Annotated in this window: 16 protein-coding genes and 1 rRNA gene; 9 read left to right on the forward strand and 8 right to left on the reverse strand. The window is 29.2% G+C overall.

Translation table 11 applies throughout. The features are described from left to right. Positions 1-15: 15 nt before the first annotated feature. A complete protein-coding gene (locus D3Z07_RS10155; RefSeq protein ID WP_076089050.1) occupies positions 16-1,407 on the forward strand; it encodes an aldehyde dehydrogenase family protein in 1,392 nt (463 codons plus the stop codon). Positions 1,408-1,417: 10 nt separating this feature from the next. Further along, positions 1,418-2,065 (forward strand): uracil-DNA glycosylase, encoded by a 648-nt coding sequence (ung, locus tag D3Z07_RS10160; RefSeq protein WP_076089048.1) that lies wholly within the window; start codon positions 1,418-1,420, stop codon positions 2,063-2,065. A gap of 18 nt (positions 2,066-2,083) precedes the next feature. On the opposite strand, the gene D3Z07_RS10165 is transcribed toward ung, so the two are convergent. Next, a complete protein-coding gene (locus tag D3Z07_RS10165; protein ID WP_076089046.1) occupies positions 2,084-2,431 on the reverse strand; it encodes a nitrous oxide-stimulated promoter family protein in 348 nt (115 codons plus the stop codon). Between the two features lie 93 nt (positions 2,432-2,524). Between D3Z07_RS10165 and D3Z07_RS10170 the strand changes: the two genes are divergently transcribed. Further along, positions 2,525-3,172: a Crp/Fnr family transcriptional regulator gene (locus D3Z07_RS10170; protein WP_076089044.1), complete on the forward strand. Its 648-nt coding sequence runs from the start codon at positions 2,525-2,527 to the stop codon at positions 3,170-3,172. A gap of 9 nt (positions 3,173-3,181) precedes the next feature. Here D3Z07_RS10170 and D3Z07_RS10175 read toward each other — a convergent pair whose 3' ends face one another. Beyond that, the gene (locus D3Z07_RS10175) at positions 3,182-3,580 is read right to left on the reverse strand and encodes a hypothetical protein (protein ID WP_076089042.1); all 399 of its coding nucleotides are present in this window, start codon (positions 3,578-3,580) and stop codon (positions 3,182-3,184) included. A gap of 531 nt (positions 3,581-4,111) precedes the next feature. On the opposite strand from D3Z07_RS10175, the gene D3Z07_RS10180 reads away from it, so the two are divergent. From D3Z07_RS10180 to D3Z07_RS10195, 4 genes are all read left to right on the forward strand, one after another. Then, the gene (locus tag D3Z07_RS10180) at positions 4,112-4,645 is read left to right on the forward strand and encodes a ComEA family DNA-binding protein (protein WP_076089038.1); all 534 of its coding nucleotides are present in this window, start codon (positions 4,112-4,114) and stop codon (positions 4,643-4,645) included. A 73-nt stretch (positions 4,646-4,718) separates the two neighbouring features. Beyond that, positions 4,719-5,129 (forward strand): YchJ family protein, encoded by a 411-nt coding sequence (locus D3Z07_RS10185; RefSeq protein ID WP_076089036.1) that lies wholly within the window; start codon positions 4,719-4,721, stop codon positions 5,127-5,129. Positions 5,130-5,140: 11 nt separating this feature from the next. Continuing rightward, entirely contained in the window at positions 5,141-5,881 is a 741-nt protein-coding gene (locus D3Z07_RS10190; protein WP_076089034.1) for a YaaA family protein, read from the forward strand. A gap of 21 nt (positions 5,882-5,902) precedes the next feature. Further along, positions 5,903-7,165: a response regulator gene (locus D3Z07_RS10195; protein ID WP_076089032.1), complete on the forward strand. Its 1,263-nt coding sequence runs from the start codon at positions 5,903-5,905 to the stop codon at positions 7,163-7,165. Here the strand turns inward: D3Z07_RS10195 and D3Z07_RS10200 are convergent. The 5 genes from D3Z07_RS10200 to secG form a co-directional block, all read right to left on the reverse strand. Beyond that, positions 7,162-8,232, reverse strand: coding sequence for an MFS transporter (locus D3Z07_RS10200; protein WP_076089030.1), 1,071 nt, complete (start codon positions 8,230-8,232; stop codon positions 7,162-7,164). The two genes, D3Z07_RS10195 and D3Z07_RS10200, sit on opposite strands and share 4 nt — an antisense overlap. Further along, positions 8,232-8,714: an RDD family protein gene (locus D3Z07_RS10205; protein ID WP_076089028.1), complete on the reverse strand. Its 483-nt coding sequence runs from the start codon at positions 8,712-8,714 to the stop codon at positions 8,232-8,234. The genes D3Z07_RS10200 and D3Z07_RS10205 overlap by 1 nt, the downstream gene beginning before the upstream one ends. 5 nt (positions 8,715-8,719) lie before the next feature. Further along, positions 8,720-9,319 carry an orotate phosphoribosyltransferase gene (gene pyrE, locus D3Z07_RS10210; protein WP_076089026.1) on the reverse strand — a complete coding sequence of 200 codons (600 nt, stop codon included), beginning with the start codon at positions 9,317-9,319 and terminating at the stop codon, positions 8,720-8,722. A 2-nt stretch (positions 9,320-9,321) separates the two neighbouring features. Next, positions 9,322-9,879: a ribosome recycling factor gene (frr, locus tag D3Z07_RS10215; protein WP_076089024.1), complete on the reverse strand. Its 558-nt coding sequence runs from the start codon at positions 9,877-9,879 to the stop codon at positions 9,322-9,324. Between the two features lie 191 nt (positions 9,880-10,070). Then, positions 10,071-10,427: a preprotein translocase subunit SecG gene (gene secG / locus D3Z07_RS10220; RefSeq protein ID WP_076089022.1), complete on the reverse strand. Its 357-nt coding sequence runs from the start codon at positions 10,425-10,427 to the stop codon at positions 10,071-10,073. A gap of 105 nt (positions 10,428-10,532) precedes the next feature. Here secG and D3Z07_RS10225 point away from each other — a divergent pair, with 105 nt between their 5' ends. After that, positions 10,533-11,228, forward strand: a complete 696-nt coding sequence (locus D3Z07_RS10225) for a methyltransferase domain-containing protein (protein WP_076089020.1) — start codon at positions 10,533-10,535, stop codon at positions 11,226-11,228. A gap of 30 nt (positions 11,229-11,258) precedes the next feature. Here the strand turns inward: D3Z07_RS10225 and D3Z07_RS10230 are convergent, their stop codons facing one another. Next, complete coding sequence (locus D3Z07_RS10230; RefSeq protein ID WP_076089018.1) at positions 11,259-11,957, reverse strand: Bax inhibitor-1/YccA family protein; 699 nt, start codon at positions 11,955-11,957, stop codon at positions 11,259-11,261. Positions 11,958-12,527: 570 nt separating this feature from the next. Here D3Z07_RS10230 and D3Z07_RS10235 point away from each other — a divergent pair. Beyond that, positions 12,528-14,044 (forward strand): 16S ribosomal RNA (locus D3Z07_RS10235). Positions 14,045-14,173: the final 129 nt, after the last annotated feature.

Consider the following 14,173-nt stretch of genomic DNA (forward strand, 5'->3'; position numbering starts at 1 on the left):
TATAAGGAAATAAAAATGAATACAATTGAAGTAACATCACCATTTGACGGTAAAGTAGTTGGAACTGTACCATTTAGTTCAGTAGAAGAAGTAACACAAGCAATAGATTTAGCACAAGATACTTTTTTAGATACAAAAAATCATTTACCAAAGTACAAAAGAGTAGAAATTCTAGAAAATGTAATGAATATCATGAGCTCTCAAATTGAAGAACTAACAAATCTTTGTGCAAGTGAAGGTGGGAAACCTTATATAGATTCAAAAGTGGAAATTCAAAGAGCAATAAATGGTGTTAAATTAGCAATTGAGCATTTAGGTGCATTTGAAGGTAAAGAAATTGCAATGGGACATACAGCAAGTTCTGCTAATAGAATGGCATATACTTTTAAAGAACCAATTGGAGTAGTTGCAGCAGTTTCTGCTTTTAATCATCCTTTTAATCTTGCAGTTCATCAAGTAATTCCAGCACTTGCTGTTGGTTGTTCTGTTATTATTAAACCAGCAACTCAAACGCCTATGTCTGCTGTAAAATTAATAGAGATATTAGAAGAAGCAGGATTACCAAAAGGTTGGGCACAAGTAGTAGTTTGTGGAAGAGAAGCTGGAGAATTATTAGCAACGTCTAAGAAAGTGAATTTCTTAACGTTTATTGGTTCTGCTAAAGTTGGTTGGTATTTAAATTCAAAAGTAGCTAATGGAACAAGAGTTGCATTAGAGCATGGTGGAGTAGCACCTGTTATTGTTGAAAAAGATGCTTGTTTAGATGAGTTAATTCCTTCTTTATCAAAAGGTGGATTCTATCATGCAGGTCAAGTTTGTGTATCTGTTCAAAGAGTTTATGTTCATAAAGATATAATAGATGAAGTAGCTAATAAATTATCAAGTGCAGCTCAAGCTTTAGTAGTTGGTGATCAAATGGATCCAAAAACTGAAGTAGGTCCATTAATTAATAATGATGAAGTAAATAGAGTTGAGCAATGGGTAGATGAAGCAGTAGAAAAAGGTGCAAAGATTTTAACAGGTGGAAAAAGAATATCTGATTCTTTATATGAACCAACTGTAATTTTAAATCCAGCAGATGATGCTTTAGTTTCTACAAAAGAAGTATTTGGACCAGTAGTATGCTTATACTCTTATGATGATATTGAAGAAGCATTTACACGTGCAAATTCACTTGAAGTATCATTTCAAGCAGCAGTGTTTACAAAAAATATAGATACTGCTCTATTAGCTGTAAAAAGATTAAATGGAACTGCTGTTATGGTAAATGATCATACTGCATTTAGAGTTGATTGGATGCCATTTGGTGGTGCTAAAGCTTCAGGACTTGGAATGGGTGGAATTCTTCATTCAATGGAAGAGATGAGTAATGAAAAATTAATGGTTATTAAATCAAACGTACTATAAGAGGATAAATATGAAGTGGGAAGACTTTTTTAAACAAGAAGAGCAAAAAGATTATTATAAAGATTTAATGAAAAGTATAGAAAAGGCATATAGTACAAGTGTTGTTTTTCCGTCTAAAGATAAAATCTTTAATGCTTTTAGTCTAACTCCCATTTCAAATTTAAAAGTAGTAATTCTAGGGCAAGATCCTTATCATGGAGTTGGACAAGCTCAAGGCTTGGCATTTTCAACTCCAAGTGATATTAAAAATCCACCTTCAATGAGAAATATATTAAAAGAAATAGAAGATGATTTGAAGTTAAAGTCTGTATGCGAACATGGAGATTTAAACTCCTGGGCAAAAGATGGGGTATTGCTTATAAATGCTATTTTAACAGTTGAGCAAGCAAAACCAAAGTCACATCATAAATTAGGTTGGGAAATATTTACTGATAATCTTATAAAGTTTATATCTTTAAATTGCAAGGATATAATTTTCATATTATGGGGTAGTTCGGCTATAAAAAAAGAAAAAATTATAGATACAAGTAAACATCATATTTTAAAAGGTGTTCATCCAAGTCCATTATCAGCTTATAGAGGATTTTTTGGGTGTAAGCATTTTTCAAAGACAAATGATATTTTAAAAAAATTAGGAAAAGATGAGCTTAGGTGGTAAAAGTAAAATTTAAACAGTTTAGGAAAATAAACTCTTAATTCGTTTTTTTACTTTTGTAAGACTTAGTTTTATCGCTGCATATTTCATCACTTTTGCGATATTTTTCCATCTAGGTTTTTCATAACAAGGAGTTGGACATGTTCTGCATCTTGGTTTTATATCATGCTGACATTCGATTAAACGTTGATGCGAATAGCTAATTGCATCATGACAAGTAGGACAAAGACATAAATTCATAGTAAATTTTTTATCTTTATATTCTAAAGTAATTTCTTTATCTACTAGATTTTCATGTTTATCTTTACAATAAAGTTCAAAAAACTTCTTTAATGTATTGATTTCTATTTCAAATTTTTCAGTTGTCATAAAAAAATCCTTTATTTAAACCTATATTTAATATTTTTCCATAAAATACATTAGCAAACATTGATTTTAGTCAATAAAAAGAGAGAAGAAAACATGGAAGTAACAGGATTAGAAGATTTTTATTTTTTCAGTTTTTTAGAAAAAGATGAATTGGTTAGATTAAAAGAGATATCTATAAAAAAACGTTATAACAAAAATGAAATACTTTTTTATAAAGGTGATAGTTCTAAATATTTACATTTATTAATAAAAGGTGTTGTTAAACTATACACACATGACCATAAAGATAATGAAGTAATAATTCATAATTTAATGGCACCTTCATTTATTGCAGAAATTGCGAATTATGAAGAAGTAAAGTTTCCAGCAAATTGTGCTTTTGAAACAAATGCAGAAGTGCTTTTAATTGACTATGATAAGTTTAAAGAAGAGTTTTTATTAAAACCTGAAATATCAATCTTTTTTATTAAATCATTAACAAGAAAAATAAAAGCTCTAGAGAGTTTTATATCATATAACATTAGTTCAAACAGTAGTGAAAAGATTGCAAAATTTTTATTAGATAATGAATCTATTTTAATAAATTTAAAACAAGTAAAAATTGCTCAAATATTAAATATCACGCCAGAAACATTTTCAAGAAAAATTTCTAAATTAAAAAAAGATGGAATTATTCAAAATGAGAAGGGTTTTATAACAATCTTAGATCATGAAAGTTTAAAATATTTAGTAAATGAATAAAGAAAGAGTTTAGTCTTCTTTCTTTAAATCAAATAATAGCTTATATATATTGTTTTTATGTGTTTTATCAACTTGCATAAAAATAAAAGCTACAACAACTACATTTAAATGTATCACGGCATCTTGAAATGGGAAAAATATAAAAATAACTCCAACTATTAGAATAAAAAAAGGCTTTGAGAGTTTTATAAGTCCTTCTGCTTTTATAATTTGTAGTTTATACTCATTTTCATTTGTGTCTATAAATTCTTTATCTTGTTCGCTTAATTCATTAGAATCTTTTAATTTAACAAGACCTTCAATAACATCCATATTTTTTTTGTATTGAAAGTATCTATATAATAATATTCCAAGCAGTACGATAGATGCAAAGTTTGAGATTAATTGCAGTGGTATTTGGTTTAACATTAACTTCCTTTAATATTGTATGTATACAAGTGTATTGTATAATTTCAAAAATTACCTTAGGATTAAAAATTTCTGATTCATTTATACTTTATACTTTATACTTTACTAATATGTACATCTTTTACACTTTATATTTGCTACATATTCTTTTCGAAAAAAGATTATACTCATTATACAAAAGATAACTTATTAAATACTCAAAATCCATGGTATTGGGAATGGGATAAAGAAAATATTAAAACCCTACATTCTAAATGTTCAAAATGCGATGAACTATTAGTCTACGATGAAAACTATTGCAATAATAGAGTATTTTTTTATTGTCCAAGTTGTGATAATCAAGAAATGATTATTCGTGGTGGGAATTATAAATACTCACAATATATAATTGAACGTGAAATAAAAAGAAAAGCAGGGATTGGAAAATATAAAAAAGTAATTTAATTCACAATTTATACATAATTAATTTCTAATATTATGAATATTTAATTAAATTAGATATAATAATTTAAATTATTTCAAGGAGAAAAAATGAAAAAAATTGTTTTACTATTAATGTTAGGTGTTTCATTTATGTTAGCTGCCATAAATTTACAAACAGCATCTAAAGATGAGTTAATGAGTATTAAAGGTATTGGGCCAGTTAAAGCTGATCAAATTATTAAATATAGAAAATCAAATAAGATTAAAAGTCCTTCTGATTTACAAAATATAAAAGGTTTTGGACCAGGAGTTATTTCAAACATAACTGGAAATAAAACTGTTTCAAAAGCAAAAATGTCAGAAAAAAAGAAAATAGCGAAGATTGAAGATAAGAGAAAAGATAAAATCTCTAAAGCAAAAAAATCTAATATGTCTAAAGATGAATTAAAAGCAAAAAAAGAAAAGATTAATAAAAAAGCAAAAGCTAAAAAAACTGATGTGAAAGAAAAAACAAAAGCAAAAAAAGAAAAGATTTCTAAAAAAACTGCTGCAAAATTAAAAAAAGCAAGAATGAAAGAAAAAGCTGGTAAAAAACTTACAAAAACTGAAATCAAACTTTTAAAAGAATATAAAGGTAAATAGTCTTAGTAGGATTTTCCTACTAAACTTTTTACATAAATATGCTAAAATCTCTTAAAAATAAGAGGTTCACTACTTGAAAATATCTACAAACTCTAAATGTTTATGCAACTCTGATAAAAAATACAAAAAATGCTGTAAGCCATTTCATGATGGTGTATTACCAACTCTTGCTGTTGAATTAATGCGTTCAAGGTTTTGTGCATTTGCATTAAAAAAAGCTGAATATATTATTAATACTACGCATAAATCAAATAGTGATTTTACAGATGATTTAAAAGCATGGAGAGAAGATATAGAATTATTCTGTGATAATACAAAGTTTATATCACTAGATATTTTAGAAGAGATAAATGGTCTTGATGAATCATTTGTATCTTTTAAAGCAACATTATTACAAAATGGACAAGATGCTTCTTTTAAAGAAAAGAGTAGATTTTTAAAAGTAGAAAATAGATGGGTTTATGTAGATGGAACTTTTTTTTAATAAGGATATAAATGAAAATATTGTTTTCGCCTAGTGAGGCAAAGTTTAAAGATGGAATAGATGAGAGTTTTAATAAAAATAGTTTTGTATTTCCAGAGTTATTTGATGCTAGGCTAGAGATAATTACAAAGTATCAAGAATTTATAAATAAAGCTAGTAATGATGAAATAATAAAACTATTTGGTACAAAAAAACAAGATGTTGTTGATTATTATTCTAATGATATTTTTGAAAGAAATACAAAAAAAGTTATTCAAAGATATGATGGCGTAGCATATGATTATTTAAAATATGAAGAACTTACTAAAAATGAGCAACAATATATTGATGAAAATGTGATGATTTTCTCAAACCTTTTTGGACCTATTCTAGCAGGTGATTCTGGCCTTCCTGATTATAAACTAAAACAAGGAGAAAAACTTGATGGACAAGCTGTAGAAGTTTTTTATAAAGAACATTTTACTTCTGCTATTGATGCTTATTTAGAAAACGAAGATGTTTTAGATTTAAGAGCAGGTTTTTATGAAAAGTTTTATAAGTTGAGTAAACCTTATACAACAATGAAATTTATTAAAGATGGAAAAGTAGTAAGTCATTGGGCTAAGGCATATAGAGGTATAATATTAAATACAATATCAAAAAATAATATAAATTCAATCGAAGAATTGATGAAACTAAAAATAAATAATTTAGTTATTAGTGAAATAAAAGAGAGTAAAAATAAAAAAGAGATTATTTATAATATAGTTTAAAGATATTCATAAAGGTATGTGATGCCAAATATTTTAGAAAATATAACAATTTTATATGTTGAAGAAGAAGAATCATTAAGAATTAGATTAGTTAATAATTTAAAAGCAGTTATAAAAAAAGTTTACGTATGTAATAATGGAATTGAAGCGCTTTCTCTTTATAAAAAATATGAAGATTCAATTGATATTATAATTTCAACTGTAAATATTCCAGGAATTAATGGAATAGAACTTTTAAAAGAAGTAAGAAAAATTCATAAAAAAATACCTTTTATGATTAACACGATGTATCTAGAATCAGAATTATTACTTGAAGCTATTGAGTATGATGTTACTGAATATGTTTCAAAATCTATTACTATAAAAGATTTACTTGTAAAAATTGCAGAAAGACATCATGAGAGATTTTCATATATGAAAATGGCAGCACAAGAAATAGAAATGACAAGATATCTTGATGCTTTAAATAAAGTTGCAATTGTCTCTAAAACAGATCTAAAAGGTATTATTACTTATGTAAATGAAATATTTTGTGAAGTTGCTCAATATAAGGAATCCGAGTTACTAGGTAAACCTCATAATATAATACGTCATCCTGATATGCCAAAAGCAGCATTTAAAGAAATGTGGGAAACAATACAAGCTGGACAAAAATGGCAGGGAAAAGTAAAAAATAAAGCAAAAGATGGAAGTCCTTATTTTGTAAATGCAACAATATTTCCTCAATATGATGAAGCAGGAAAAGACATTATTGGATATATTGCCATTAGATTTTTAACAACAGATGATGAAAATGAAAAAAGAGAGTTCAAGAAAAAAGTAATTGAGAATTTACAAGATAGTAGAAAAAAACAATTACAATTAGCTAATGAAAATAGTAAACTAGAAACACAATTAGATAAATCCAACTGTAGAGTCTTTGAATTAGAAAATTATATTGGAAGTCTTCAATCTTCAATAAAAGATTTAGAATCAAAAAATTTAAGTAAAGAAAGACAATTAAACCATTATGAACTGCAAATGCATAATGTGGATGAAAGTTACTTAAAAAAGATGGAAAATAAAAAGAAAGAAGCAGAAGGAAGAGTTGGCAATATCCATGATTTAAGACGAGATAAAGATATGCTAGTTAAGAAAAACAATGATTTAGAATCAAAACTAGATGAGCTTAAGAAAACTATTTTAAATTCAAAATTAAAAGATGAAGATCAGAGAAAAAGAATCAGAGACTTATCTGATATTGTTCAGGACTTAGAAAAGAAAATTAGAGATTATGAGAGCTAAATAAAAAATAGTGTTATAAGAGAAACTAAAGCAAATATAGCACTATACACAAATAAATACTCACCATAAGACCAACCAGCAGCAAAAGCACCTACAAAGCCACCTAATCCATAAGCTACTCCATACATAAACTGTTGTGCTAGTTTTTTATTATCATAAAGTGTATATAAAAACATAATTACAGTACTATGATATAAACCAAAAGAAAAAGCATGTAAGCTTTGAGATAAAAAAGTAATAGTTAATGAATCAGGATAGGCATATAATAAAAGCCATCTAAATACAGTAATACCAACACATATTTTTATAATAGTTAATAAGTTCTTTTTTAATAAAGGTCCTTGAAAATAAAGAATTAATATTTCACAAATAACTCCAAAAGACCAAAGATATGAGGTCATTTCTAAACTTATACCATGTTCAGTTTCATAAATAGTAAAGAAGTTATAAAAGCCTCCAAAACTCATTTGCATAAAGAAAAGACTTAACCAAAATGGCCAATACTTTAAAAATGAAAAACTTTCATCTTCCTCTTTTTTTACATGGGCTACATCATTTTTTACAAGTAAAAGTGCAAAAATTACTGTTAGTATATTCATTGCTAAATAGTAATCAAGTGCGATTTTTGGTTCACTTAGAAATTTTGCAAGCACTAAAGATATAAGCATGAATCCAATTGAGCCAAATAGTCTTGATTTACCGTATTTGCTACTTCCTAGATTTTTAATAGCTGTAACTTCTAAATAAGGAAGTATCAAGGATAGACAAACTCCAAGTATTGCATTATTTATCATAAAAGCATAAAAATTATCAATTGTAAAATAAAATAACGATGATGTTAATATAGATAAAAATAAAGCACTTTTAAAAACAGTTAAATTTAATTCAACATGTTTTAAAAATAAAAAAGGAGTTGCAAATCTCATTAAAGGTGCAAGAGCGAAAATAATACCAATATCAAAAGCATTATAACCTATATCATGAAGTACTTTTGGCATAAATATTACATATACACCAACAGCTGCAAAGTAAAAAAAGTAAAATGCAGAGAGATTAAAAAATAGCATTATTCAGGAACAATAATAGTGTTTGAAATTAAATCCTGAAATGTTTTTTTATCTTTTCTAATAAAAGGTAAAAATATTAAGAAAAATGATACTACTGCAAATAATGTAGCTACATATCTTATAAGTGATTGAATTAATGATATTTTACCTTTACTTGTAGCATCTACAACTTTTAGTGCATAGGCTTTAAGTCCTGGAGTTTGGTTTTTTACAAACCAGAAAAATATAATTATTAAAAGATGAATTATAAGGATTATTGACCATCCTTGGATTCTATCTTCTGAAAAAGCCTCACCACTACCCATTATAAAATATATTACTACATAAAAAATAGGAGTAGTGATTAAAAAAGTGTCAGTTAAAAAAGCTCGAAGTCTCGAAGATACAGAAGAAGAGTCTACTTGAGTCTTTTCTTCCTTAATAGAAGTATTCTCATTTTCTTGAGTTTTTCTATTTTGTTTTGTATCTCTCCATCTAGCCATTAAGTTTAGTTACCTCTTGAACCTGGTTTATAAGCAATATCTTTAAAATCACACTCATCAGGAGTATACATTTTGAAAGTAAAGTCTTCTAATGCAAATAATGGTTTATCAAGTGGTAATTTACAATTATCTTGAGCTTGTAAATCACTTCCAACTCTTGAACAAAAACCTCTGTTTGCAAGTGCTGCATATGCAACAATATTTCCACCAGCAGCTTCAACTTGTTTAGCAGCTTCAAGTGCAGATCCACCAGTTGTGATAATATCTTCACATATGATGTAGTTTTCACCTTCACTAACTTCAAAACCACGTCTTACTGTCATTTGTCCATCAACTCTTTCCGCAAAAATAAATCTTACATCTAAAGCAGTTGCTAATGCAAATCCTGAAATAATTCCACCAAGTGCAGGTGAACATACAGCATCAACTTTAATACCAGACTCTTTTATTTGCGCAGCTAAAGCTTCGGCTAATAATTTAGCAGTTTTAGGATCTTCTAAAACCTTTGCAGATTGTAAATAAAAGTTTGAGTAATTACCAGAGCTTAATTTAAAATGTCCTTCTAATAAGGCATTTGCATCTTTATAAATTTGTTCTACGTTCATAATTATACCGTTAAAATTTCTTGTTCTTTTGCTTTTAAAGTATCATCAGCTTTTGCTACGAACCCATCAGTAATCTTTTGAATTTCATCTTGTGCTTTTTTACTCTCATCATCAGTAATTTCTTTATCTTTGTGAAGAGCTTTAATTTTGTCATTTGCAGTTTTTCTGATATTTCTAATTGCAACTTTTGCATTATCAGTCATAACTTTTGCACCCTTAGCACTTTCTTTTCTTTGGTCAACTGTCATAGGTGGGAAGAATAATTTGATTACTTCACCATCATTATTTGGATTAACACCAATGTTAGCATTTTGAATAGCTTTTTCAATATCACCTAAAAGATTTTTTTCCCATGGGTTTACTACAATAGTTGTAGCATCTGCTGCTAAAACAGAACCTACTTGATTTAAATCTGTAGGAGTTCCATAATAATCAACTTTTACACCATCTAAAACAGAAGTAGTAACTTTACCTGTTCTTAGTGTTTTATAATCTCTTTTTAAAGCCTCAATAGACTTTTCCATATGATCTTTTGTTTCAGCATTTAATTCTTCTAACATTAATTCTCCTTGCAAGGTTTAACTTTTTTATTTAATTTAAGCGGCATTATACCATTTTTAACTTTGATATCTTTCTATAATAGAGTTGTAAATTTATAATTTTATGTTTTTAATGTAGATTAGTAAAAGATGTGAGAAAAGAAAAAGTAAAGAGTGTAAGAAATATAAATATTTCTTACTATTTCTTTAAATTATTCTGCAGCAGGTACTGTTGGTACTGGTGCTGATGAAGGAGCTGCAGGAGCAGCTTGTTCAGTTACTGGAACTGGAACTGATGGTATTAATGATTCTGTTTTTACATTATCAATTGCACTTTCGTTTCTTTTTTCATTGTACATGTAACCTAAAGTCACTGTATTAATTACAAAGATTAAACCTAATGCCATTGTTGCTTTAGTTAAAAAATTACCTGGTCCTTTAGCACCAAATAAAGACTCGTTACTTCCACTATAAGCTCCAAGACCGATGCTTGAACTTTTTTGAAGTAATACTACTATAGTTAATAAAATCGCTAAAACAAATTGAACTACTAAAAGTGTAGATGTCATAATTTATTTCCTTTTTGAAAAATGGGGTATATTTTATCTAAAACTTATTAAGAAAAAGTTAAAATGAATCTTACTAAAAAATATCTACTATAATAAAGAGCAAAATTGTCAATCAAAAATGAATTTTCAAAGCATGCAAATAAATATAATGATAACAATATTATTCAACAAATTATTGCAAAATCACTTGTACGTGAATTAAAAAGTAAACCTAAAAAGATATTAGAATTAGGCTGTGGTTCAGGGCAAGTTTTCAATCATATTAATTGGGAAATAGATTTTTACAAGGCAATAGACTTTTCTGCCCAAATGTGTAAACTACATCCTAAAAACAGTAAGGTTGAAGTTAAATGCCATGATTTTGATAGTGATGAATTTTTAAATGAAATCAAAAATGATAGCTATGATATAGTTCTTTCTTCATCTGCATTACAATGGTCAAAAGATTTAGGGAAAATCATAAGAAACTTGTCTTATGTCACAAAAGAAATAAATGCAGTTTTATTCACTTCAAATACATTTAAAACAATTCAAAATATAACAAATTCAAAATCTCCAATTTTAAGCGAAGATGAAATAAAAAAGGCATTTTCTCAATATTTTAATTGTGAATTTGAAACAATAATGTATAAATTAGAGTTTGACAATAAAAAAGATTTATTTAATTACATTAAAAATTCAGGTGTAAGTGGTGGGTCAAATGCTTTAGATTTTAAAGATGCTAAGAAACTATATAAAGAGTATGGTTTAAATTATTTAGAGTTTGAAGTGATTTTTATTAAGACATTTACTAAACTGTAAACTAACTCCCAAAGGAGTTAGTTTAACTATTTAGTCGTCGTTACTATTCATAATTCCTAAAATTTGTAATAATGAAATAAACAAGTTAAAGAAATCTAAGTATAAAGATAGTGCAGCATCAATTGGAGAATCATAATTCCCTTTGATTATTTGTTGTGTATCATATAAAATGAACGCAGAAAATAATAATGCACCAGCACTAGCAATTCCTAATTGTAATAATGATGATTGAATAAAGATATTAGAAATACCTGCAACAATCATAATAATTAAAGCAATGAATAACATTTTTCCCATTGAAGAGAAATCTCTTTTAGTTGTCATTGCAAACATTGAAATTCCAGCAAAAGCAACTGAAGTCATTAAGAAAGCTTGTCCAACAATAGCAGCACCAGCTGGCATTGCAAAGATTGAAGCTAATAATGGAGCAATTGTTAATCCAGAAATAAATGTGAATCCAAATAATACAGCTAAGTTAACACCTGGAATATGTTTAGTTCTTGGTATTACGAAGAAGATTAATGCTAATTCAACAGCAAATAAAACCCATTTAACAGGTCCCATTAACATTGAAACAATTTCTAACCCAATATATGCACCAGCAGTAGCTGCTAATAAAGAACCTGCAAATAATTGATAAGTAGCTTTTAAGAAGCTCATCAATTGTGATTGCGATGACTCTTGTGCATGTTCATTAGAATTATTTGATAAATAATCTCTATTATACATATGTATATCCTTTTAATATTATAGTTTAAGTGCGTAATTTTATTATGTTAGTCTTAATAACATCTTTAATTAAGTATGTTATCGTTTACCACTTTAGATATATTATATTATAAAAGTAAATGAATAATTAATAAAGATAAGGTTTTTACTTATTAAAAATGATATTTAATTGTTTTTTACAATATAAATATAGTATTAATAATACTATTGAAAGGAATTCCAAAATTTAAGCCACATCTAAGAAAAACCCCTTGACAAGAAGAAAATTATACCCTATAATTCCCGTCCAAAAACAGAGGAACGACATCAAAAACATTTGATGAACAGCCGATACGATGGATGATCTTTAACAATGTAATGAAGTTTGTAAAGTAATCTTTATAAACTGAATATAATACTCTAATATATAATCTAAAAGAAATAGATTTAAAAAAAATAAAAAAATTATAACAAGAATTAATTCTTGTCTATAAATTTGAGTGATAATTTTGTATAACAATACAAATTTGTCAGTATCAAACTAGACGCGTTTATAAAACTTGACATTAAGTCAACTTTGTATCGCACTTCTTTATGGAGAGTTTGATCCTGGCTCAGAGTGAACGCTGGCGGCGTGCTTAACACATGCAAGTCGAACGAGAACGGATTAAAGCTTGCTTTAATTGTCAGCTAAGTGGCGCACGGGTGAGTAATATATAGGTAACGTGCCTTCAAGAAGGGGATAACAATTGGAAACGATTGCTAATACCCTATATGCCTTTAGGACTTAAGTCTGCAAGGGAAATATTTATAGCTTGAAGATCGGCCTGTACAGTATCAGTTAGTTGGTGAGGTAATGGCTCACCAAGACAATGACGCTTAACTGGTTTGAGAGGATGATCAGTCACACTGGAACTGAGACACGGTCCAGACTCCTACGGGAGGCAGCAGTGGGGAATATTGCACAATGGACGAAAGTCTGATGCAGCAACGCCGCGTGGAGGATGACACATTTCGGTGCGTAAACTCCTTTTATATAGGAAGATAATGACGGTACTATATGAATAAGCACCGGCTAACTCCGTGCCAGCAGCCGCGGTAATACGGAGGGTGCAAGCGTTACTCGGAATCACTGGGCGTAAAGAGAATGTAGGCGGATAGAAAAGTCAGAAGTGAAATCCAATAGCTCAACTATTGAACTGCTTTTGAAACTTTCTATCTAGAATATGGGAGAGGTAGATGGAATTTCTGGTGTAGGGGTAAAATCCGTAGAGATCAGAAGGAATACCGATTGCGAAGGCGATCTACTGGAACATTATTGACGCTGAGATTCGAAAGCGTGGGGAGCAAACAGGATTAGATACCCTGGTAGTCCACGCCCTAAACGATGCACACTAGTTGTTGTGAGGCTAGACCTTGCAGTAATGCAGTTAACACATTAAGTGTGCCGCCTGGGGAGTACGGTCGCAAGATTAAAACTCAAAGGAATAGACGGGGACCCGCACAAGCGGTGGAGCATGTGGTTTAATTCGACGATACGCGAAGAACCTTACCTGGACTTGACATAGATAGAATATAACAGAGATGTAATAGTGCTAGCTTGCTAGAACTATCATACAGGTGCTGCACGGCTGTCGTCAGCTCGTGTCGTGAGATGTTGGGTTAAGTCCCGCAACGAGCGCAACCCTCGTCATTAGTTGCTAACAGTTCGGCTGAGAACTCTAATGAGACTGCCTGGGTAACCAGGAGGAAGGTGAGGACGACGTCAAGTCATCATGGCCCTTACGTCCAGGGCTACACACGTGCTACAATGGGGTATACAAAGAGCAGCAATACCGTGAGGTGGAGCAAATCTCAAAAATATCTCCCAGTTCGGATAGCAGTCTGCAACTCGACTGCTTGAAGTTGGAATCGCTAGTAATCGTAGATCAGCAATGCTACGGTGAATACGTTCCCGGGTCTTGTACTCACCGCCCGTCACACCATGGGAATTGAACTCATTCGAAGCGGGAATGCTAAAGTAGCTACCCTCCACAGTGGATTCAGTAACTGGGGTGAAGTCGTAACAAGGTAACCGTAGGAGAACCTGCGGTTGGATCACCTCCTTTCAGAGACAGAGACTTAATTCGTTTTAAGTCTCATCAAGAAAAACAAAAAAAGAGTATTATGTTCGGTTTATAAAGATTATTAAAAACCTTACATATTAGAGTTTAGTTATTCAAACTAAATATAAGTAC

This window comes from Arcobacter peruensis, assembly GCF_003711085.1.
In the GTDB taxonomy this organism is placed as follows: Bacteria; Campylobacterota; Campylobacteria; order Campylobacterales; family Arcobacteraceae; genus Poseidonibacter; species Poseidonibacter parvus.

What these genes read in the sequence shown, in the direction of transcription:
- D3Z07_RS10165 (WP_076089046.1), bottom strand. Translation starts at nt 2,431, where the DNA reads ATGACAACTGAAAAATTTGAAATAGAAATCAATACATTAAAGAAGTTT.
- D3Z07_RS10200 (WP_076089030.1), bottom strand. Translation starts at nt 8,232, where the DNA reads ATGCTATTTTTTAATCTCTCTGCATTTTACTTTTTTTACTTTGCAGCT.
- secG (WP_076089022.1), bottom strand. Translation starts at nt 10,427, where the DNA reads ATGACATCTACACTTTTAGTAGTTCAATTTGTTTTAGCGATTTTATTA.
- pyrE (WP_076089026.1), bottom strand. Translation starts at nt 9,319, where the DNA reads ATGAACGTAGAACAAATTTATAAAGATGCAAATGCCTTATTAGAAGGA.
- frr (WP_076089024.1), bottom strand. Translation starts at nt 9,879, where the DNA reads ATGTTAGAAGAATTAAATGCTGAAACAAAAGATCATATGGAAAAGTCT.
- ung (WP_076089048.1), top strand. Translation starts at nt 1,418, where the DNA reads ATGAAGTGGGAAGACTTTTTTAAACAAGAAGAGCAAAAAGATTATTAT.
- D3Z07_RS10170 (WP_076089044.1), top strand. Translation starts at nt 2,525, where the DNA reads ATGGAAGTAACAGGATTAGAAGATTTTTATTTTTTCAGTTTTTTAGAA.
- D3Z07_RS10230 (WP_076089018.1), bottom strand. Translation starts at nt 11,957, where the DNA reads ATGTATAATAGAGATTATTTATCAAATAATTCTAATGAACATGCACAA.
- D3Z07_RS10195 (WP_076089032.1), top strand. Translation starts at nt 5,903, where the DNA reads ATGCCAAATATTTTAGAAAATATAACAATTTTATATGTTGAAGAAGAA.
- D3Z07_RS10155 (WP_076089050.1), top strand. Translation starts at nt 16, where the DNA reads ATGAATACAATTGAAGTAACATCACCATTTGACGGTAAAGTAGTTGGA.
- D3Z07_RS10190 (WP_076089034.1), top strand. Translation starts at nt 5,141, where the DNA reads ATGAAAATATTGTTTTCGCCTAGTGAGGCAAAGTTTAAAGATGGAATA.
- D3Z07_RS10175 (WP_076089042.1), bottom strand. Translation starts at nt 3,580, where the DNA reads ATGTTAAACCAAATACCACTGCAATTAATCTCAAACTTTGCATCTATC.
- D3Z07_RS10205 (WP_076089028.1), bottom strand. Translation starts at nt 8,714, where the DNA reads ATGGCTAGATGGAGAGATACAAAACAAAATAGAAAAACTCAAGAAAAT.
- D3Z07_RS10180 (WP_076089038.1), top strand. Translation starts at nt 4,112, where the DNA reads ATGAAAAAAATTGTTTTACTATTAATGTTAGGTGTTTCATTTATGTTA.